This is a genomic window from Paenibacillus sp. LT-B23 (genome assembly GCF_059417685.1).
In genome coordinates, this window is the sequence record NZ_JBSQBM010000025.1 from 50,925 (window position 1) to 71,982 (window position 21,058).

The following is a 21,058-nucleotide window of genomic DNA, read 5'->3' on the forward strand; positions in this document are numbered from 1 at the left end:
AAAAAGCTCCGAAAAACCAATAGTTACTGGTTTTCCGGAGCTTGCATATACGCTTATTCAACTGTCAACCTGATAATCAGGTTGTTGTCGGTGGAGTACCACCAGAGTTGCCCGAATTATTACCGCCCTCTGGCTTTTGCAGATTAGGAATATCATTCGGTTGATCCGTTGTATTCTTTGGCTCGTCATCCTTGCCTTGAATACGTACACGAACGTCTCCGATGTTGTCGATCACAGGCTCACCATTTTCCGGTGTACCTTCTCCCTCATTCGTGCTGCCGTCCAAAGAACCTGTCTCGATCAAACGTTTAATTTGCTCAAGCTCCAGGGTTTCTTCTACCAGCAAGGTTTGGGCGATCAAATGAACCTCTTTGGAATACTTCGTCAGGAGTTCTCTGGCACGCTCATAAGACTCAGTGATGAAACGGTTCATCTCCTGGTCAATCTGATAAGCGATCTGATCACTGTAGTTCTGCTCATGACCGATATCCCGTCCAAGGAATACCTGGCCTTGCGAAGTGCCGAACTGCATTGGACCGAGCTTCTCACTCATACCGTATTCCACGATCATGCTGCGTGCGATGCTTGTTGCTTGTTGGAAGTCACTGTAGGCACCTGTTCCGATTTCACCAATAAACAGTTCCTCGGATACGCGTCCACCCAGCAAACCAGTGATTTTGTCCAGCAATTCCTGCTTGGTCGTCAGCATGCGATCTTCCTTCGGAAGCATGATGACATATCCGCCTGCGCGTCCACGTGGAATAATCGTTACCTTGTGAACCATGTCGGCATTTTCCAAGAAGAAGCCGATAATCGTATGGCCTGCTTCGTGATAAGCTACAATCCGTTTCTCGCGGTCACTGATTACGCGGCTGCGTTTTTCTGTACCTACGATAACACGGTCGATCGCTTCATCCACTTCTCGCATCGAAATATCTTTACGGTTACGACGGGCTGCCAACAACGCAGCTTCGTTCAACAGGTTTTCCAGATCAGCGCCTGTAAAGCCTGTTGTACGCTTCGCGATAACATCCATTTTAACATCTTTAGTTAATGGCTTGTTGCGTGCATGTACAAACAATACAGCTTCGCGGCCTTTAACGTCTGGGCGATCAACTGTAATTTGGCGGTCAAAACGTCCCGGACGAAGCAATGCCGGATCCAGAATATCCGGACGGTTCGTTGCAGCTACGATGATAATACCTTCGTTTGCTCCGAATCCATCCATCTCAACGAGCAATTGGTTAAGCGTCTGCTCACGTTCATCATGTCCGCCACCCAATCCAGCGCCACGTTGACGGCCGACAGCATCAATTTCATCAATGAAAATGATACATGGTGCGTTCTTTTTCGCGTTTTCGAACAGATCCCGTACACGGGAAGCGCCGACACCGACGAACATTTCTACAAAATCAGAACCCGAAATGCTGAAAAACGGTACTCCGGCTTCGCCTGCAACAGCTCTTGCCAAGAGTGTTTTACCAGTACCCGGAGGGCCCACTAACAGGACACCTTTTGGAATACGGGCACCCACAGCTGCGAACTTACGCGGGTCCTTCAAGAATTCTACGACTTCAACAAGCTCTTGCTTCTCTTCGTCGGCTCCTGCCACGTCTTCGAAGGTAACTTTCTTCTTCTCTTCGTTATAAAGACGGGCTTTGCTCTTGCCGAAGTTCATAACTTTGCCGCCACCGCCCTGCGCCTGATTGAACAGGAAGAAGAACAACAGGAACATGATCACCAAAGGAACAATAGAAGTCAAGAACGTCAGCCAAATGCTTTCGCCTTCCATTTTCTTCTGTACGTATTCAAATCCGTTCGTTTCACTAGCATTAACCAGTTCGGTTAAAGCAGAGTCCGTTGGCGGAACATACACAGAAAAATTGGTGGATTTGGCATTAGCCGGCTGCTTCTTATATGCACCGGTTACAAGATAGGCGTAACCGTCAAATTGGACCGTTACTTTAGAGATATTATTAGCTTTAACCTCTTGCCGTAATTGGTCATATCTAGGGAGATCGGAGGCTTCGTTACTGTTGCTGACAAACTGAACGATACCCACCACAACTAAAAAAAGAATCAAATAAAAACCAGAATTCCGGATGAACCGATTCATCCCCTACCTCCTCTCGAAACACTTAAGTTATTTTACCATAGCCTATAAGCCCTTCTCAACAAAGGACCCTATTTAGTCCTAGGACTGGAGGCTGAGATTAGCTGGTGTAGATTTCCGGCTTCAAAATCCCTATGTATGGGAGGTTCCGGTAGTGCTCGGCATAATCCAGACCATAACCGACAACAAACGCATCCGGAAGAGTAAAGCCGGTATAATCAGCTTCAAGATTAACCGTCCGACGGGCAGGTTTGTCAAACAAGGTTACGACACATACCGAATTGGCATTACGGTTCTTAAGCAATTCAATCAAATGAGTCAATGTCAGGCCACTGTCGATAATATCTTCGACGATCAGAACGTCGCGTCCTTCAACCGAAGCGTCCAAATCCTTAATAATTTTAACGACGCCCGATGATTTGGTGGACACACCGTAACTGGATACAGCCATGAAATCAAGCTCCAATGGTACTGTAATAGCTTTAACCAAATCCGCCATAAAGATAAACGCACCCTTCAGCACGCAGATCACCAACGGATTCTTTCCTTCGTATTGCACGCTGAGCTGTGCGCCCAATTCCTTGATTTTACTCTGAATTTCTTCTTCGCTGATCAATACTTCCTGAATATCATTCTGCAACGGTGTAAACCTCCTAAGTTTATACTATGAAAGCCGTTCCTGCGCAATTACCGGTGCCCTGGACTCTCCTGTCTTTGCCATGACATATATATAACCGAAGACGTGTGCTTTTGCACTGCGGCATGTACAGAACGCCGCACCCCCGGAATCCAGAGAATAGCTCCGGAGTGGTCGCAGACGACGGGAATAATGGGACGCAGCGAAGGAGGTATTTTTTCATCAATGAAAATATCTTTAACCTTTTTTCTTCCGTTTAATCCCATTACATACATGGTATCTCCAGGTAATCGCGAGCGTATTGTCAAAGGCAGGGCTAATTCATCCGCGTCGAAGCACGCTTCCTCCTCATTCGGCGGATTGGGTCCATCCGAATAGGAAGTTCTTCGCCACCGAAGTACACCACCCGCCTCAGGCAATTCAAGCTCACCGGAAATAGGCAATACGTTCAGTCCATAGCACCATTCGCCCATAACGCCTTGCGTACGGTCAAACAAAACCGCTTGGTCATATTCGCGGACTCCAACCGCACCGCCGCCCAAGTCCAAACTCCACGTGGACGGCCGTTCCTGGAGAAGCCTCAGTCGAACGGTCTCAATTTTACGAAAATCTAAATTTTCACTGTCCGAAGGCAGATAATTTAATATTAGTTTAATCAACCTCCGTTGTAAAGCAACGGATAGCTTACGATAGGAAGCGATTGAAAACATATGCCTGCCATTATCCAAGTGTACTAATTCCTCGTATACCGCCAGCGTGGATGACTCCATAAAATCATTTTCCTCAGCCATCGTTTCGGCCAGCCGGTTCAGGGACGGTGTCAGTTGCTCATTATATTGCCCCAAAAAAGGAAGCACATCCATACGAATGGCGTTACGGCGGTATTTCGATAATAAATTGGTGCTGTCCGTTACATAGGAAAGGTCATGAAACTTGCAGAACTCGATCAGGTCAGCCTTGTACATACGAAGCAACGGGCGAATGAGTTGCACATTTTTTTCCTTGCGTGTCAGCCGCATACCCGCCAGACCCGCCGGGCCGCTACCGCGCAGCAAGTGCAGAAGAACGGTTTCGGCCTGATCGTCCCCATGATGAGCCATCGCAATATGCTGTGCCGCCCATTTTGCAGCCGTATCATGCAAAAAGGCATAGCGCAGCTCGCGAGCCGCTTCCTGCGGCCCCTTGCCGCTCTCCTTCATATAAACGGGCACATCAACCCGAATCATTTCAAACGGAACCTCAAGTTTCCGGGCCATGTGGCGTACCTCTTCAGCCTCCGCATCCGATTCCTCCGGCCTGAAGCCATGATGGACGTGAGCACAGATCAACTGCAAAGGCATATGTACGACGGATATCTCATGTAAAATGTGCAAAAGGGCCACCGAATCCGGCCCTCCGGATACAGCAACCACAATGCGGTCTCCGGGGCTCCACAGCGAATGATCTCGCGCGAGGGCGAGCACTTCCTGCACAACACCGGTCGGTTTTGTTGTTCCCATTCACGACCCTCTTTTCTGCCGACCGTAAAAATGATGATCATCTGTTATCTTATGTAAGTCCTGCCGTTACCTTAGCGCAATCCAGAGCGCTCCGGCAAGCAGCAAAAGCGAGAGCGTGAAAGCATATCCCAGCCAGCGCGGATTTCCTCTTTTCACGGACGATTGCCTGACATGAGCAGAAGCCAGACGCGACCAGGAACGAGCCGCCACACGGGTATCGGGATATTCTCCACGCACTGCACCCACCAGCCATTCGGCATAGGGTCGTAATACACGGCTACGGCGAATGATGATGGTCAATTCCGCCGTATTACGTAGCTGTGGCAGCCTGCCCGCAGCTACTTTTAACGATTCGCCCTCCAATATATGAATAGTTAGAAGGGCGAAGGCAAACAGATCATACTGGGAATCGGCATTTCGACTGCCCGCATTCCAGAATCCCCTGTCATACCATTCTGTAAATTGCTTAACGCTCCGTCCCGCAAGGGACACCCCGCCATAATCAATCAACTCGGCTTCTCCATAGGCATTGACCAAAATATTTTGAGGCTTCAAATCGCCAAATACCCATCCTGCCTGATGTAGATCAGCCAAACGATTAAGTATGCCAGTTCCAGCCACACCATACCATTCCGCTCCCTTGAGCGCCACAAAACGATGAAGCGGATCTCCCTTGACATATCGCATGACATAAAAGGGTATTTCCCCACCGCTACGCAAGGATACATCGTCCACCTCGAACAAAAAGGATGGATGTCCGTTTTGCTGGAGAGCGGACTGGGTTCCCTGCGACTGCAATGTGGTCAGCACGTTAATCTCTGATTGCAGATCAAGCGTGTTCTTCCCCATTTTCAGAGCAAATTGTCGATCTGCCTGTGCCTCTTTTACCAAATATACAGTTCCGTTCGCCCCCCGGCCCAGCAGACGCTGAATGACATAGCTGCTCCGCTTCCACTTGCCCTTGATGACCGTTCCGGGTGCAAGAACGGGATCAGACGACGTAGTCACCGAGCATCCCTTCTCCTTTGCCATAGGATTCTTCCATATCTTTCTGTTCCCCTAGTGTAACATATCGGTAATAATCAATCACTTGTAAAATGGCTGGACCCGTTGGCGTCGCCCCCTTCATCCGCAAACGGCCGAATATCGACTTGACCTGGCTAAGTTCAGAGGTCCAACCAATATCCATGACCGCATCTTCACCCATCCGTCCCCCAGGAAAATGAAAGACAGAAATACGGCTAGGCCCGCTTCTGGACTGTAAACTGAGCAGCAAATCCCGAATGCTGTCTTCTACAGCAGGCAGCTTGGGCTTCATGCTCGCACTGGCATCAATGAGCAAAGCAATTTCCAAAGCGCTGGTTTCTGTCAGTTCATCCATCACCTCAACCACCTGTGCCCGTTTGGCCGGCGGCAGCTCACCGATATGTCGGGCACCCCCCTCACCCAAAATATGCGTTAACTCTCTATTAACCGCCTGCTGAATCGTTTGAACCACTGTTTTGCGCGTCATCATCTGCATGGTCTGCGCCAACTGCTTCGTGCCTACAATTTGGCTAAAACCTCCCCCCGCTTTAGCGATTTCCTGAATCTCCGTACTTCCAAGCTCACCAATCGTCCCGTAATCTATGACTCCGGCTACGTTCACCGTAATGCCTTCCTGTAAAGCCTGAGCCGCCGCCATGACCGGACTGACACCCACATTAGAGCATCCGTCTGTAATGATCAAAATTTGCTTCATAGCTTTTTGACCTCCCGCTTCCTCGTAATCTATTCCGATAGATTCTATCTTTGCCGAATCTGGAACGATTCAAACGAAGAATACGGATTTTTAAAATGGAGGCGGAATTTCCCGGGCAATGTCTATTCAGCTAACCGTACGCGGGCGCTCCATCCAGCTCATACCCGGTACATGAAGCGTGGCCCATTCTGGGCGGAAATGATCTATTTTGCTAACAACTACCGTCATGTCATCATAGATTTGATTTTGCTGGTAGCGAATAACTCGTTCCAATAGACAGTCGGCCAACTGCTGCGGGTCATCGCTTTCAATTTCCTGAATCATGCGCTTCATCCATATTTCCTTGTTTACCGCATAACCCGGCGAGTCGTATATGCCATCTGTGATCATGATCAAAATATCACCCGGCTGTAATTGAAGCGACACCAGATCAATTTCAATATCCTGTATAATGCCAATCGGCAAATTACTGGCAGATACGGGAATGACCTCCTCCCCTCTTTTAATAAAGCTCGGCGTTGACCCAATTTTCATGAATGTCGTCCGGGCCGTATACTGATCAATCAGCGCCATATCGACCGTAGCATACATTTCCTCGGGTGATCTCAGCATCAGGACAGAGTTGACCGACTTGATCGCCAGTTTCTCATCCATGCCGGATTGCAGTAATTCCTCCAAAATATTAAGCGCCGCACTGCTCTCTTGCTGCGCCCGCTCTCCGTTGCCCATGCCATCGCTCAAAGAGACCGCAAAGGTTCCGTTCCCCAGCTCCATCATGCTGTAGCTGTCTCCCGAGAAGAAATCCCCTCCTTTGGCAGCGCTTGCTACTCCCGTGGCAATTTCATACGTTTTGGCGGAGCCAAACATGACCGTGGCCAATCCCTGGCGGCGATCTGCCGCTGTTTCGCGCATCACAGCAATATGCTCGTCCAATATGTCCGACAGCAGTGGAGCAATGATCTTCCGGCATTCGTCAAATCCCCTTGTATAGGCATGGACAATCTCAATTTCTACTTGGCCTGCATCCAGATTAATAATTTCAATGGATTGTATGGATAAGCCCAGCCGATCAAGCGCCTCTCGTATTTGTTCCTCCTGCCGATGCATCGTTTGCCCTTCACGCTGAATTTCCCGCGCCAAATCCTCCATAATCTGTGAAACGCCAGATAGCTGGTCAGCAACAAGCTGACGACTGTCGTATACTTGGCGTTTCCACTGCATATTATGCTGGTAGAGGCTATACTGTTGCTTCATCACTTGCAGCACCGCGCCCGTCTTGGCGCACGCCTTGCTCCACTGCGGCGGCATCTGCTCCGGCTCCAAATCCGGGTTCTCCTCAATCGCACTCATCATTTCCGTCATATACTGATGAGTTTGCATAAACTTTCCGTCCCAGCACTGCTCGCACTTAAAGCAGGAGGCACACGTTCCCTCCGCCACAGCGTTCATAAAATGCTCGATCTCACCATCCGACTTCGCGCTCTCACTCGCAGATATCTGGTGAAAGCTGCGGGATAGCTGACTGAATACGCGGGAAAATTTCGTTACCCGCTCGGCAGTGAGATCACGGACCCTTTTGGCATACTCATGCTGGGATTTGGCATGGTCCTGCGTACCAGGAACATAGGTAGAAACCGCTTTAAAGAAACTTTTTGGGGTTATTAAGAATAATAGAATCGCCGCGCAGCTCTCCCAGGTTGATGTCAGCACATCCCCGGTTCCGTCCAAATAGATCGTCAGAATTGAGGAACCTAGCAACATCCCTAGCGCCACTGCGCCTTTTCGCCCTTCACGCAGCATCCCTGCCAGCAAACCGGCAAATGCGAGCAAACTCATCTGCACAATCGCAGACATATTGGCCAAGCTTAAAATTAAACCGGTAATCACACCGACCGAAGCACCTAGCGAAGCGCCCCCCACCAAGGCGAACACCAAGACCAAATAGCGAGATAGCACATGATCGACAGACAGTGAGTGAATCGTCCATCCTACCGCTCCCGTCATCACAGAGGCCAGCAAAATGATCAGACACAAAATTTCCTCATTTTTGAGCTGGCTTGTCTTTTTGCGATACGTAAACAATGGAATGGCCTGCGTAAAAACGAGTGTCAGCATAAAGCTGAGAACCGCATCCGTTCCCACGATGATAAGGTCATACCATGTGAAGGACGGGGCCATCACGGCGTAAAATAAATTGACCATAAATACAGACAGGAAAACCATAAGCGGGGCATAAGATAATTCCAGCCGATCAAAGGTTCGTAATCCGCGATACAGGAGATAGAATACAAGCAGCTCGCCGCCAATCATGAACAACGATGGATAAGGGGCAAGCAGGCTGCCCAACACGACCGATACAGCCACAGGTAGCATCAGATCACGCCGCAGGAACATGATGACTGCAAAGTAAGCGAGGGCAAAAGGGGATAGCTCGTCCAAAATGGTAGCGCGTCCCAGTAAAAATCCCATAGCAGACAATAGCAGCATCCATCTTTGCGCCGTTACCCATTGCACTGCTTTATGTGAATCCAGCCGCTTCTTGAGTCTGGAAGACCAACCTTCCGTACGTTCTTTAGATTTGGACTTTCTGGATTTCAACCCTGGAAAATGTACCACGTTCCATTTCTCCATCATGCGTCAGGCACCCCATTCATCAATTTGATGTTCCCATCTTAAACCGGAACGATTGAGAAAGTTTGTCAGAACCTCACGTCTTATTCCAAGAAATTTCCGACAAAAAAACGTTCCGCGCGAAAGCACAGAGCATCCGCCCCAATGCCAAGCTACGTCCGCTTGGAAGCGTATGGTAATTACGAACTCCCTCTCCTTACAAGACCTCTTCCTGTCGCCCACACTTTCGCTTAGAGTAGCGATTAGCCCAGAAGATAGACGGAAAACCGTTGGAGTTTGTCGGACGATTATGTCCACACGACAAAAAAAACGTCCACTTTTCAGCTTGATCGCCCTGCTTTTTCTTCAACAAATCTTGAATATCATAAAACGCATGCAAGATTACAGTCGGATAGATCTCCCACGCTCCCATCGCCTGCACGTATTTCAACTATTGTCGGCAGAACGCAAAAAAACCGTAGCAGTCTTTCGACTGTACGGTTTTCCGTGTATGGTTGATACGGTTGTCAAAGTGAATTAAACACGCTTCGCGCCGCGTCCTCCGCGTTTACCTTCGGTGTTCTTTTTCAGCGACGAAATGCGTTCCTCACTATCTTTCAGGAAGCGTGACATTTTATCCTCAAATGAAGGTTTACCCGGTGCAGGCTTGAACGAACGACCTCCACGATCGCGGTTGAAACCACCGCCACCACCGCCACCGCGTCCTTGACTTGGACCTGAACCTCCACCGCCGAAACGGTCGCCTCCGCCTGGTCCTCCTGTGCGCTCCGGTCTTGGAGCTCTTGGCGGACGGGCTTCACTTGCCGGCTTGTCAATCGTTTGCTTAATGGAAAGTCCGATTTTGCCGTCTTTGTCAACATTAATGACTTTCACCGTCACGACATCATTAATCTTCAGGTGATCGTTAACATCCTTAACGTAGTTATCGGCGATTTCCGAGATGTGAACGAGACCCGTGACACCTCCAGACAAATCCACAAATGCTCCAAAATGCGTGATGCCTGTCACTTTGCCCTCTAACTTGGTGCCCACTTCAATTGCCATAGAATAAAATGATCCTCCCTTAAAATATACAACCGATTTTTTTGCAAAAAAATCCCGCTGTGGTGATTTGATTATACAAAATGGCGGAACCAAGGTCAACTAAGCATTGGCCCGATGATGTGCCTATTTTTGCTCCCCGATGATCGGCGTCTCTTCCGGTTTGTAAAGACCGTACTTGCTTCTGGCAATTTCTCCGATATACTCGGGGTCCTTGAGACGATTCACTTCAGTTTGGAGCTGTTGTTCCGTTTGTGTAGCAGCTTGCTTCTGTTTTTCCTTCTGGGTGAGCTGTTCACTTCGATCGGCCATAATCATACCTTGAGAAAAAAAGGTAAAAATAGCCCAACTACCAAAGGCGGCAAGCGATAGCAACCAAATCATGATTCGCCTGCGCCCGCCCGCGTTGGACTTGGACGTAGGAGATGAATGGCGATCTACAGACGAATTACGCATGATACTACCTCCTTCCAAACCATCTTTTTGCTGTGTTTTTCAGTCTGATGCCGAGCTTCACAAGCAATTCTGGAGTCCTCCAGCGCGCTTTAAGCGGACCGATCAGCCAAACGAGCGGCTTCCAAACCGGCATCAGGATGTATATCAGCATCCTTCCCAGGAACACAATGAGTGCCCATGTCCATCCGACCAGCTTGCGTACCAGCCGATACAGCGCCAACACCGGATGAACAATCAGGATGCGCAGTATGCTGTTCACGATCAACGTCAGTCTGCGGACTATCTTTAATAACATTACCACAAAACGTTGGGTTGTAACACTAAAGGCCCAAAAATAGAGCCAAACCCCCAAAAGTAGTCCTAAAAAGACATAAAACCGCAGCTCACCGCGATTACTCGCGTACAGCACACGGAAAATAAACAGGGCCGAGGCCACCCAATACAGCACGTCCAATATATGAATGCTCCAACGGGCAAAATGAAAGCGGATGGACAGCACCCGGTAGCTGTCGAACACCACTCCCATAGCTATGCCCGACAGCAGCATCCACGTCAGTGTCAGCCATTGTGTGTGAGGGTTCATTTGAAGAGCTTGCCGAATAGGCTTTTTCCGTTTTTGGCCGGGGCCCCGGGCTCCAGGTAGACGAGGGAAGTAATCAAACCTTCAATGGACAGCAGCCCCTCTTCCAGACTGAGATTTTTGATATGTAAATGCTGTCCGCGAATGGTGAGATGACCCAGCTCGGTCTGAAGCAGGAACTCTTCACTATCGAAGCTCTCCACATTGCTGACGCCTGAAATGTCGAGCTGCTTTCGGCTTTGCATGCGCAGGTCATGGTGCTTGGGCTTCCCTTGTTCAATCATGGCATGTACCCCTCCTTCTGTTCTTAGCTTATGAAGGGGACAACGGGATTTAGAACTGCACGAATAAGAAACTGCATAAGAAAAAGCATCCCTTCATGAAAATATGAAGGGATGCTTTAATGTACCGCATATTAGAAAGTTAGATTCCAGCTACCAGTTCAAACCATTGTCTCTGGCAATGGGCTCTTCCTTCACTAAAGTGTACATACTTGCAGCCTCGTCCTTGCGTGTAGTGTCGGCGAGCCGTTCCACTCGCACAGTCACCAGCTTCTGGCCAAACTGGACAGTGATTTCATCGCCCACTTTGACCGCACTGCTCGGCTTGGCTTCGCGTCCGTTCACCACGACTCTCCCTTGTTCGGAGACGTCCTTGGCTACCGTACGCCGCTTAATCAGCCGCGAGACTTTCAAGAATTTATCAAGACGCATTAGTTAACGGCTTCTTTAAGCTTATTACCGGCTTTAAAAGCAGGAACGGTCGATTCTGGAATTTCAATCGTGTTACCGGTTTGTGGATTGCGGCCTGTACGGCTGGAACGCTTGCGCGTTTCGAAAGTACCAAAGCCGATCAGTTGCACTTTGTCACCGCTGGCGAGTGCATCTGTAATTTCACCAAGAACGCCATTCAATACAGCTTCAACGTCACGTTTGCTCAAACCGCTTTTGCTGGAAATATTGTTGATCAGATCTGTCTTGTTCATAAGTTAAAAGCCTCCCAAATATCAAAAAATAATCATCACGCTGCATGTCCATGAAATGGGGCAGACGTGAGGTCAAACTGCGGCCGAAGCCGCTCTGAACACAACTGGAATACGGTTGCCCGTAGAAAACAGTTATTTTCAGAATTACTACAAGTTATTCTGGCTTGGCCTTAAAAATCCTGCAATGGCAGTCGTTTTTTAATTCGACCCCAGTTAAGCCAACATCCTACTACAAAAGCCTCCCCATTGGCAAGTCTTCTCAAACCGACACGCTTCACAAGGGGATTTTCAGCCTTTACGGCCTAGTGTCTGCCAAGAGTCTTTTTCGCTTCCTGCCAGTACGTCTCCATCTCATCTACGCTGCTGTCCTCGGGACGTCGTCCCTGCTCGCGTAATCGTTCCTCAATGTACTGGAATCGGTCGACAAATTTGCGGTTGGTGGCAGACAACGCCTCTTCTGGATCAACTCCCATAAAACGGGCTGCGTTCACGGCAACAAATAGTACGTCGCCCAACTCCAGCAACTGCGCCTCCACGGAATGTCCCTCGCGGACCGCTTCCTTCAGCTCAGCCACTTCTTCGTCCAATTTATCGAATACACCTTCAATGTTCTCCCAGTTAAAGCCTACTTTTGCCGCCTTTTTCTGGAGCTTGTACGACTTCATGAGAGCAGGCAAATCACGCGGGACACCATCCAGTACGGAAGGTTGGGCTGACGCTGTGCCTTTCATCCGTTTTTCCTCGGCTTTCATCTGTTCCCAGTTTTGCAGCGCCTCTTCCGCATCATTCGCCTGATTGTCTCCAAACACGTGCGGATGGCGGAATATCAGCTTGTCATTCAGCCCTTGAATCACATCATACACATTGAAGGTTCCGACTTCCTCTTCCATCTGGGCATGCAGCAAAATTTGCAGTAGCAGATCACCCAGCTCTTCCTTCATGTGCTCAGGGTCGTCCTCATCTATCGTTTCGATGACTTCATAGGTTTCCTCGATCAGATTTTTGCGGATCGACTGATGCGTCTGTTCCCGGTCCCATGGACAACCTTCCGGACTGCGTAAAATATCAACAATCTCATGCAGACGGTCAAAAGAACGCCGTTTCAGCGCCTCATCCTCACTGCGCGGTATGTACACCAGAGACAGGTTTCCGTAACCCTCCACCCGATCCAGCTCGTACAGTGGCACTTTATGCACCGCTTCCTCGCCCTCCACACCAAGCGCATGACCTACATAGACCTCATAGTCGTCAGGATAGCGCTCCATTAAACACAGCTTCACATCCGAAGCCGTAAACGTGTCATATACCTGTCCGATCAGCGTGTGCAACTGAGGTTGAAGCCAGCTCGCATCCAGCGTACCTGCGTCCAACAACTGGAAACCTTCAATCGGGTCAAAACCAAGACGCACAAAAGCTTCATCCAGAAAACTTTCGCCGCCAAGGATGTTCAGTTTAATGTCCTGCGCAGGGCAACGCTCTTTGAGCAATTGTACCGCTGCTTCCGCTACCATCGGATGACCCGGAACGGCATAGACGATTTCGCTTCCGTCCGCTGCTTTAGCAGCTGCTAACAACTGACTGGTAATTTCCTCGTATACCTCTGGAAAAGATTCCTTTGTCTCATACACGGTGTCAAACGACTCGAAGGCCACTTCAAACTCATCCAGCACTTGAACCGCCGGGTGCTCCTTCGTCCGCAGGTACAACGCCGAGGCGCCCCGCATTTTGTTCAATATCCCTATCGTAAGCTGATCCGGGTCTCCCGAGCCTAATCCCACGACTGTTAATGTTGCGCTCATGTCCAATCCTCCGTTCCGCAGAGACACGGCAAACGCTCCATACATGCACGGTGCGTAGCCTGCTTCCGCTTCCTTTGCTTTGGCACTACTATACCACAAAGTATATACAGGCTCATAAAATGGCTGTCACCGCTACCCCCGCCGCGCAACCGCAAGCGGCATAGCCACAAGGCTACGCCAGCACGCGCAGTCTGCGCAGCACGGCTGCCAGTGGGCGTCCGAGCTTGGGCACCGCCGCAAGCTCCGCCTCCGTGATCAGCCTCAAGCGTGCGAGGCCGATCACGAACACCACGGCCCCTGCGGCTACGCCCAGCAGGCTTTCCGCCGCCGCCGTGGCACGGCCTTCGGCGGCCCACCCCAAGGCACCCAGCGCCGCGCTGGTGCCCCACATTGCTGCCGCGGCTGCGCAGGCCAAGGCGGCAAGCAGTGCCGCCGGCTTGAGCACGCTGGCGGACCAGCTCCAGCGCAGCCCCGCCAGGCGGGCGAGCAGCGCGATGTTGATCGCCGCTGCCAGCAGATAGGCGGCGGCTCCTGCGATGGCTGCGCCAGCCGTGCCCAGCTGCGGCACGAGCAGCCAGTTCAGCAGCGCCTTGGCTGCAGCTGCGGCAAGCATCGCCAAGGCTGGGGCGCGAACTGCGCCCAGCCCTTGCAGCAGCGCCGCCGAGATGATGCTGAGCGTGCCGCCTACGGCAGTCAGCGCCATCCAGCGCATGACTCCGCTGCCGGTGTCATCCGCGTACAGCATCACATTGACGGGCACCGCCAGCACAATTAAGCCTGTCGCGGCGGCTAGTCCCAACAGCCAGAACCAGCGCAGCGATTGCTCACACTGGCGGCGCGCCAGCTCCGTGCCGCCCGTTACCCGGGCTTCCGCCAGCGACGGAATGAACAATGCCGACAGCGTGGTGGCAAACATCATCACCAGTTGTACAAGCGGCAGACCTCGGTTATAGACACCGAAAGCCACCATAACCCCTGTATCGTCCAATCCCTCCTGCTTTAACAAGCGAGGTACTGTAAACGTGTCCACCAAACTAATCAGCGGAACCGCCAGCGCTCCCAGGCAAACAGGCAAGGCATAACGAAGCAATGCCTTTAGCAAAGTACCATAACTCTCCGTCCGGTGGACTTCTTTAGCCTGTTCCGGCTCTGTCCCGGCTGCACTCTCTAGCATACCTGATACGACAACACGACTGCCACTCACCCAATCATCTGCCGTTCTCTCTATGACGTCAGAACGTCCAGACGCAGTCTCCTGTATGCCCATCTGCTCTGTCTTCCCAGCAGGCTGCAAAACTTGCCCAGACGGCCTCCCTTGCCTTCTGAGCTTCTTCCTGTGGTTGCGCCAGAACAGCAGCATGACGACCAGACCCGCCGACCCGCCAGCCGCAGAACCAAAAACAGCCCCAGCAGCAATCATATCGGGTCCGGCTCCTTGCGACAGCATGAGCAGCAACAGCATGATCATCACACCCACCCGTACCGTCTGCTCCGTCACTTGGGAAACAGCGGTCGGGATCATATTTTGCAAGCCCTGAAAATATCCCCTTAGCCCTGCCATAACCGGCACGAACAAAAAGGCAAAGGCCGCCGCCCTCACCGAGGGAATGACATGAGCATTGTCGATCCACTGACCGATCAGCGGTGCGCACGTGTACATCAGCACACCCAGAATCACACCAAACATGCCCAATACAAGGGAGGACAACCGGGCTATACGTTGCCCTGCGTCCCGGTTTCCCACCGCCTCATACTCTGCTACAAATTTGGATATCGCTGCCGGAAATCCAGCAGCAGCAATGGTAATCAACAGCGTATAGAAAGGATAAACCGTATTATAAATACCGAAAACGCCGTCACCGCCAATATTTTGCAGCGGGATTTTTTGCAATGTGCCGATCAGCTTGCTCGCTACCGCCGCCAGTGTCAAAATGACAGCACCCCGTAGCAGCCGCGAAGCGGCGCGATTTTCCTGCATCGTCCGTTCCCCACTCCTACCTGAAATATGCATCTTTCACGAGTCCTATTATACCGCCTCTTTCTCCGGAAAGAAAAAAACCCTGCAAGACGACAGACGGCTTTCGCCATTCAGTACGTCTTACAGGGTCGGAACGGGGGATTACTGTTCCATTTGTTTGCCCAGGAAACCAGCGGCTGTTTCAGCCATTTTGATCTCCATTTCGGCCATCTTCACGTTTTCGTCCTTATTCAGCAACACAACGGAACCAATAGGATCACCACCCGAAACAATGGGAGCCGCCACAAAGGACGAAAGTGTTTCTTCGTGGTCTCGGGTCAACTCATAGGAGCCGCTGGCTGTTTCCAGTACCGTTTTGCGATTATCCATACTGCCTTCGATAATGCTGCCGATCGGCTTGTCCAGAAACTCTTTTTTGGAGCCTCCGGCCACCGTAATAATGGTGTCGCGGTCGGTGATCATCGTAATATGGCCTGTGCTTTCAAACAGGGACTCAGCGTATTCTTTGGCGAAATCACCAAGTTCACCGATAGGTGAATACTTTTTCAAAATGACTTCTCCGTCACGATCCACAAAAATTTCAAGCGGATCTCCTTCACGAATTCTCAAGGTGCGGCGAATTTCCTTAGGAATAACTACCCGCCCCAGATCATCAATACGGCGAACTATACCAGTAGCTTTCATTTCACATGTTGCCCCACTTTCTCAAGAAGAATTTAGTCAACTACTGACGGTATCGAAAGACGCTTCCGCCCCCCCGGAAGCGGTCACGAAGAACGTCACGGTCATGGTGTTTATGGTGATATCTGACCATAGTATTCATCTGTTCCCAATTCCTTATGCATGTTCAGTTATTTACCTTCGGTTGTAGCTCCGTCCTTGGTTGTTCCTGCTTTGGTATCACTGGTGCCACTTGTTGTGCCTCCAGGCGCAGTTGTGCTGCCAGCGCCCGGTGTGGTGCCGCTTTTCTCTTGCGTAGCAGGTGCCTTCGGCAGGTTGAATTTCAAATTAAGTTTGGCCAAATCTTTTTCGGTAAAGTTTTGAATACTTTCACCAGCCAGCTTGTTTTTCAAAGCAGCCTTCTCGTTGTCCTTCAATTTATCAAACGTAGGCTCATTGCGGGATTCCACCTTGATGATGTGATATCCGTATTCTGTTTCCACCGGATCACCGATTTTGTTGATCGGCTGCTTCTCGGCTGCTTCTTTGAAAGCAGGCACCCATTGGGCTACGGATGCATTCTCATACAAACCGCCATTGGAAGCCGAACCCGGATCTTCTGAGTATTTCTTGGCAATCGTCGCAAAATCAGCTCCGCCATCCAGCTTCGCCTTCACTTCTTTGGCCAGCTTGAGAGCATCTTCTTTCTTGCGTTCTTTTTTCGTTTTTGGATCCTGGAAATTAATCAGTACATGACGCACAGTTGCTGTCGTGAATTGATCTTTGTTTTTCTCAAATTCCTGTTTCAGCTGATCGTCCGTCACTTTGTTTGTCTCACTGTTGATCACCGTCATCACACGCGTAAAGTAATCCTTCACACCCTGCTCAGTCAGCTTTTGATCACTTAAAAATGTCTTGAATTTAGCATCTCCAACCGACTTTTTATACTGCTCCAGTTGTTCGGTTCCTTCTTTGGCGCCCTGTTCCTTGGACTTATCGTCTGCTTTTTCAGCCAGAAGCTTGTACACCACTTCTTGCTTGGCAATTTGCTCCCGCACCTGATCCGAAGCAAGCATCGCTCCATATTCCGGATACAGGAATTTCATCATACTGATTTCCTGGTTAAACTCATTTTCCGTAATGGTTCCGCCAGTGTAGGTCACGACAACCTTACTGCTATCCTTCGGTTGGTCCTTGACCTTACTCTCCTCGGCTTGCTTCGTACATGCCGCCAGCACCGATATAGCCAGCACCGCGGCAATGGCCACCGATAGCATTCTCCAAGGTTTTCTTTTATTTGGTTGTGACATTTTGCAGTTCCTCCTTCAATGTGAATGCATCTTTTAGTGCACTCAAAAATTGCTCCAGCAGCTCTAGTATCTGTGGATCATCCAGACCTCTGCCTTTGATGCGTGCGCTCATAGGAGTGCCCTGTTCAAATTGTACACGTCTTTCAAAGCGATTGCCAATCTCCGCAAGTTTGGCGGTCTGTACCGCCTGCTGGCGCCCTTCGTGGAATTTCAACACGATGTTGTCATCCCGCTGGACAATGGACTCAATGCCATACATGCGTCCGTACACCTTGAGACGGGCCACAGCCAGCAAATGACGCACAGCCTCCGGCAAGTCGCCAAAGCGGTCGACCAGCTCATCCTCCAGCTCCATAGCCTCGTCAAACGTGCTGACTGCCGCAACCTTTTTATAAATCTCAATCTTCTGAATACTGTCGTAAATATAATCTCCCGGCAGGTAAGCATCTACGCCCAAATCTATGGATGTACTCCAATTTCGATTCGACAGATCCTCTTCTCCAAGTACGCTAACCTTACGTTTATTAATTTCCTCAGCCAGCATTTGCGAGTAAAGGTCAAAACCGACGGATGCAATGAATCCGTGCTGCTCTGCACCGAGCAAATTCCCCGCTCCGCGAATAGACAAATCGCGCATCGCGATCTTGAACCCGGAGCCCAGCTCCGTAAACTCCTTGATCGACTGAAGACGCTTCTCTGCCACTTCCGTCAGCACCTTATCTCGCTGGTACGTAAAATAAGCATAGGCAATCCGGTTGGAACGGCCTACCCGCCCACGCAGCTGATAAAGCTGGGACAACCCCATTTTATCGGCATCATGCACGATGAGTGTATTCACATTCGGAATATCCACCCCGGTCTCAATAATGCTGGTGCTGACCAGTACATCGTATTCACCGTCCAGGAAGTCCAAAATGGTCTTCTCCAGCTCGGATTCGGACATCTGACCGTGACCCACGCCCACCTTGGCATCCGGCACAAGCGCATTGATCTCGGCAGCCATTTCCTGAATACCCTGTACGCGATTATATAGGTAGTACACCTGTCCTCCGCGTGCCATCTCGCGTTCAATCGCCTCACGCACCAACGTCTGGCTGTGCTCGACAACATAAGTCTGCACCGGAAAACGGTTTTCCGGCGGTGTCTCAATGACCGACAAGTCGCGAACCCCGAGCATAGACATATGTAGCGTACGCGGGATAGGTGTAGCCGTTAACGTCAGCACGTCCACATTCGTTTTCAGCTTTTTCAGCTTTTCCTTGTGCGTCACGCCAAACCGCTGCTCCTCATCGACAATGAGCATCCCCAGATCCTTAAACACCAGATCCTGCGAAAGCAAGCGATGGGTGCCAATGACAATATCGACCGTCCCCTGACGAACCCCTTTAATCGTCTCATTCTGCTCCTTGCGCGAACGGAAACGGCTCAACACCTGAATGTTGAACGGATACCCGGAAAAGCGCTCACGGAACGTCTCATAATGCTGCTGTGCCAAAATCGTCGTCGGTACTAACACGGCCACCTGCTTGCCCTCAATAGCCGACTTAAACGCAGCGCGAATGGCAACCTCTGTCTTGCCGTAGCCCACATCACCACACAGCAAACGATCCATCGGACGGCTCTGCTCCATGTCCTTCTTGATCTCTTCAATCGCCCGAATCTGGTCGCGCGTCTCTTCATACGGGAACATATCCTCAAATTCCTGCTGCTCCGGTGAATCCTTTTCAAAAGCAAAACCCGGCGCTGACTGCCGTTCTGCATACAGCTTGATCAAATCATCAGCAATGTCCTGAACCGAGCTGCGAACCTTGCTCTTCACCCGTGTCCATTCATTTCCGCCCAGCTTGTAAATCTTAGGTTCCTTGTCCTCTGAGCCGACATACTTCTGAATTAGGTCAATCTGTTCAATCGGTACAGACAGCTTATCGCCGCCCGCATAGAGAATGTGCATGTAATCCTTATGGATACCGCCAACCTCTAGCGTACCGATCCCCATGTACTTCCCGATCCCGTGATTCTGGTGTACGACATAGTCGCCCACCTTCAGCTCGCTATAGCTCTTAATCCGTTCTGCGTTGTCCACATGACGGCCCTGCTTGCGTGCTTTGCGCTGCTTTTGCGAGAACATTTCGCCCTCAGTAATCACTGCCAAATGAATAGATGGCATCTCAAAACCGCTTTGTAAATTGCCGATAGCCATCGTTGGCTCATCAATACCGTAATCCTGAAGCACCCGGCGCATCCGATCCAGCCGCTCGTCTCCACTCGCCAGCATCATAACCTGTGTGCCCGCCTTGCGCCAGCGATCCATTTCCGCCTTGAGCACATTCATTTGACCGTGGAAATCCTGCATGCCCCGGCAGATGAAATTCAAAATATTTTGCGGCTGTGTATGTGGAACCTGACGGAGAAAGATCGACAGGAACAACGTCTGGAATCTCCGGTTATACAGCAGATTGTCCGCGTTATCCGACAGCTCTAGCTGCGGTAACGTTTTACCGTTTTGAAGCAAATGCAAATTCCACTCGGACTCATCCCGTTCAAGCTGCTTGGCTGTTTCCAGCATCCGCGCCGGCTCGTCAATGATCAGAATGGTGTCTTCCGGCATGTAATCTGCCAAGGTTTTGCGTTCAGGATACAACAACGAGATATATTTATAGATTTCGTCAAAATACACATGCTCCCGCAGCAGCTCAATTTCGCGGTGAATCTCCTCTTTCAGATGCAGCTTGGCCTGACGGTCTGTCATTTTGCCGAGCTGCTCCTCCAACAGAATCGCAGCGGCATCTGCCGCCTGATCCATACGAGCGTTATCCGCGATGACTTCCTTACACGGCGTTACGGTAACTTCCTGTACCTTTTCCACCGAACGCTGATCTTGCGGGTCGAACATACGGATGGAGTCAATCTCATCATCGAACAGCTCCACGCGGTAGCCCCAACGGGTTGTCATCGGATAAAAATCGATAATCCCGCCACGAACACTCATCTCTCCACGTGATTCTACACGCTCCACCCGCTGGTACCCCATCTCGACCATATGCAGCAAAAACGGCTCCAGTTGGATCGTTTCGCCTTCTTTCAGCTCGATTCGGGCTTCACGCCATGTCTCTAGAAGCGGCAGCAAACGCCGGACACCAGAAAACGGCACGACAACAATCCCACGAAAACCCTGGGCGCATCGTATCAATACTTCAATTCGTTGGGATAGCGTCTCCGGGCTGGATATGGCGGCCTCAGCAGCTACCAGCTCATTCGAGGGGTACAACAAAACCCGTTCTGGAGGAAGCGCTTCCTGCAAATCATCTGCTATTTTTTGAGCGGCAAACATGTTGTGCGTCATGACCAGGATCGGTCGTCCGGTATCTTCGGCAAGCGCAGCCATCAGTACCTGTCGGGAAGAGCCCGATAAACCAGATATGAGCTGTTCCTTCATGCCTGATGATATACCTGCTGCAATGGATGCATAATCAGCATCCTTGGTAAAAGCCTGAATAAGTGCTTGTAACAAAAAAGGCACCCCTTTATGCTTATAAATAGTTGCATGTAAATTTATTCACAATAACGGCAGGTAACTGAATAGCAACAGGTATTACATGCTTACTCTGGAGAGAGCAGCAAACTGAAA

General features: G+C 50.5%; 17 protein-coding genes. All 17 read right to left on the minus strand.

Annotated elements, in window-relative coordinates:
• Positions 1 to 76: 76 nt before the first annotated feature.
• Positions 77 to 2,116, minus strand: coding sequence for an ATP-dependent zinc metalloprotease FtsH (ftsH, locus tag ACWXW9_RS24525; protein ID WP_494931557.1), 2,040 nt, complete (start codon positions 2,114 to 2,116; stop codon positions 77 to 79).
• A gap of 97 nt (positions 2,117 to 2,213) precedes the next feature.
• Entirely contained in the window at positions 2,214 to 2,753 is a 540-nt protein-coding gene (gene hpt / locus ACWXW9_RS24530) for a hypoxanthine phosphoribosyltransferase (protein ID WP_014279057.1), read from the minus strand.
• A 47-nt stretch (positions 2,754 to 2,800) separates the two neighbouring features.
• A complete protein-coding gene (gene tilS / locus ACWXW9_RS24535) occupies positions 2,801 to 4,249 on the minus strand; it encodes a tRNA lysidine(34) synthetase TilS (protein WP_494931558.1) in 1,449 nt (482 codons plus the stop codon).
• Positions 4,250 to 4,315: 66 nt separating this feature from the next.
• Positions 4,316 to 5,257 (minus strand): protein kinase domain-containing protein, encoded by a 942-nt coding sequence (locus ACWXW9_RS24540; protein ID WP_134914524.1) that lies wholly within the window; start codon positions 5,255 to 5,257, stop codon positions 4,316 to 4,318.
• Entirely contained in the window at positions 5,241 to 5,990 is a 750-nt protein-coding gene (locus ACWXW9_RS24545; protein ID WP_283654061.1) for a vWA domain-containing protein, read from the minus strand. Before ACWXW9_RS24545 ends, ACWXW9_RS24540 begins: the two co-directional genes overlap by 17 nt.
• A 126-nt stretch (positions 5,991 to 6,116) precedes the next feature.
• Complete coding sequence (gene spoIIE / locus ACWXW9_RS24550; protein ID WP_494931559.1) at positions 6,117 to 8,624, minus strand: stage II sporulation protein E; 2,508 nt, start codon at positions 8,622 to 8,624, stop codon at positions 6,117 to 6,119.
• Between the two features lie 513 nt (positions 8,625 to 9,137).
• Positions 9,138 to 9,665, minus strand: coding sequence for a S1 domain-containing RNA-binding protein (locus tag ACWXW9_RS24555; RefSeq protein ID WP_025683065.1), 528 nt, complete (start codon positions 9,663 to 9,665; stop codon positions 9,138 to 9,140).
• A 123-nt stretch (positions 9,666 to 9,788) separates the two neighbouring features.
• Entirely contained in the window at positions 9,789 to 10,118 is a 330-nt protein-coding gene (locus ACWXW9_RS24560) for an FtsB family cell division protein (RefSeq protein ID WP_044646042.1), read from the minus strand.
• A gap of 4 nt (positions 10,119 to 10,122) precedes the next feature.
• The gene (gene yabQ / locus ACWXW9_RS24565) at positions 10,123 to 10,701 is read right to left on the minus strand and encodes a spore cortex biosynthesis protein YabQ (protein ID WP_494931560.1); all 579 of its coding nucleotides are present in this window, start codon (positions 10,699 to 10,701) and stop codon (positions 10,123 to 10,125) included.
• Complete coding sequence (gene yabP / locus ACWXW9_RS24570; RefSeq protein WP_014279048.1) at positions 10,698 to 10,982, minus strand: sporulation protein YabP; 285 nt, start codon at positions 10,980 to 10,982, stop codon at positions 10,698 to 10,700. Before yabP ends, yabQ begins: the two co-directional genes overlap by 4 nt.
• A 150-nt stretch (positions 10,983 to 11,132) precedes the next feature.
• Positions 11,133 to 11,411 (minus strand): RNA-binding S4 domain-containing protein, encoded by a 279-nt coding sequence (locus ACWXW9_RS24575; protein WP_014599342.1) that lies wholly within the window; start codon positions 11,409 to 11,411, stop codon positions 11,133 to 11,135.
• Complete coding sequence (locus ACWXW9_RS24580) at positions 11,411 to 11,683, minus strand: HU family DNA-binding protein (RefSeq protein WP_007428028.1); 273 nt, start codon at positions 11,681 to 11,683, stop codon at positions 11,411 to 11,413. The genes ACWXW9_RS24575 and ACWXW9_RS24580 overlap by 1 nt, the downstream gene beginning before the upstream one ends.
• A 302-nt stretch (positions 11,684 to 11,985) precedes the next feature.
• Positions 11,986 to 13,482 (minus strand): bifunctional methyltransferase/pyrophosphohydrolase YabN, encoded by a 1,497-nt coding sequence (yabN, locus tag ACWXW9_RS24585; protein WP_494931561.1) that lies wholly within the window; start codon positions 13,480 to 13,482, stop codon positions 11,986 to 11,988.
• Between the two features lie 172 nt (positions 13,483 to 13,654).
• Positions 13,655 to 15,460 carry a putative polysaccharide biosynthesis protein gene (locus tag ACWXW9_RS24590; protein ID WP_494931562.1) on the minus strand — a complete coding sequence of 602 codons (1,806 nt, stop codon included), beginning with the start codon at positions 15,458 to 15,460 and terminating at the stop codon, positions 13,655 to 13,657.
• Between the two features lie 141 nt (positions 15,461 to 15,601).
• On the minus strand, positions 15,602 to 16,144 hold the full coding sequence (gene spoVT / locus ACWXW9_RS24595) for a stage V sporulation protein T (protein WP_044646039.1): 543 nt from the start codon (positions 16,142 to 16,144) through the stop codon (positions 15,602 to 15,604).
• Between the two features lie 167 nt (positions 16,145 to 16,311).
• On the minus strand, positions 16,312 to 17,430 hold the full coding sequence (locus ACWXW9_RS24600) for a peptidylprolyl isomerase (RefSeq protein WP_494931563.1): 1,119 nt from the start codon (positions 17,428 to 17,430) through the stop codon (positions 16,312 to 16,314).
• The gene (gene mfd / locus ACWXW9_RS24605; protein ID WP_494931564.1) at positions 17,414 to 20,941 is read right to left on the minus strand and encodes a transcription-repair coupling factor; all 3,528 of its coding nucleotides are present in this window, start codon (positions 20,939 to 20,941) and stop codon (positions 17,414 to 17,416) included. The genes ACWXW9_RS24600 and mfd overlap by 17 nt, the downstream gene beginning before the upstream one ends.
• Positions 20,942 to 21,058: the final 117 nt, after the last annotated feature.

Bases quoted from the DNA above. Each gene is read 5' to 3' on its own strand.
- ftsH (WP_494931557.1), bottom strand. From the start codon at position 2,116: ATGAATCGGTTCATCCGGAATTCTGGTTTTTATTTGATTCTTTTTTTA.
- tilS (WP_494931558.1), bottom strand. From the start codon at position 4,249: ATGGGAACAACAAAACCGACCGGTGTTGTGCAGGAAGTGCTCGCCCTC.
- ACWXW9_RS24545 (WP_283654061.1), bottom strand. From the start codon at position 5,990: ATGAAGCAAATTTTGATCATTACAGACGGATGCTCTAATGTGGGTGTC.
- spoIIE (WP_494931559.1), bottom strand. From the start codon at position 8,624: ATGATGGAGAAATGGAACGTGGTACATTTTCCAGGGTTGAAATCCAGA.
- ACWXW9_RS24555 (WP_025683065.1), bottom strand. From the start codon at position 9,665: ATGGCAATTGAAGTGGGCACCAAGTTAGAGGGCAAAGTGACAGGCATC.
- ACWXW9_RS24560 (WP_044646042.1), bottom strand. From the start codon at position 10,118: ATGCGTAATTCGTCTGTAGATCGCCATTCATCTCCTACGTCCAAGTCC.
- yabQ (WP_494931560.1), bottom strand. From the start codon at position 10,701: ATGAACCCTCACACACAATGGCTGACACTGACGTGGATGCTGCTGTCG.
- yabP (WP_014279048.1), bottom strand. From the start codon at position 10,982: ATGATTGAACAAGGGAAGCCCAAGCACCATGACCTGCGCATGCAAAGC.
- ACWXW9_RS24575 (WP_014599342.1), bottom strand. From the start codon at position 11,411: ATGCGTCTTGATAAATTCTTGAAAGTCTCGCGGCTGATTAAGCGGCGT.
- ACWXW9_RS24580 (WP_007428028.1), bottom strand. From the start codon at position 11,683: ATGAACAAGACAGATCTGATCAACAATATTTCCAGCAAAAGCGGTTTG.
- yabN (WP_494931561.1), bottom strand. From the start codon at position 13,482: ATGAGCGCAACATTAACAGTCGTGGGATTAGGCTCGGGAGACCCGGAT.
- ACWXW9_RS24590 (WP_494931562.1), bottom strand. From the start codon at position 15,460: ATGCAGGAAAATCGCGCCGCTTCGCGGCTGCTACGGGGTGCTGTCATT.
- spoVT (WP_044646039.1), bottom strand. From the start codon at position 16,144: ATGAAAGCTACTGGTATAGTTCGCCGTATTGATGATCTGGGGCGGGTA.
- ACWXW9_RS24600 (WP_494931563.1), bottom strand. From the start codon at position 17,430: ATGTCACAACCAAATAAAAGAAAACCTTGGAGAATGCTATCGGTGGCC.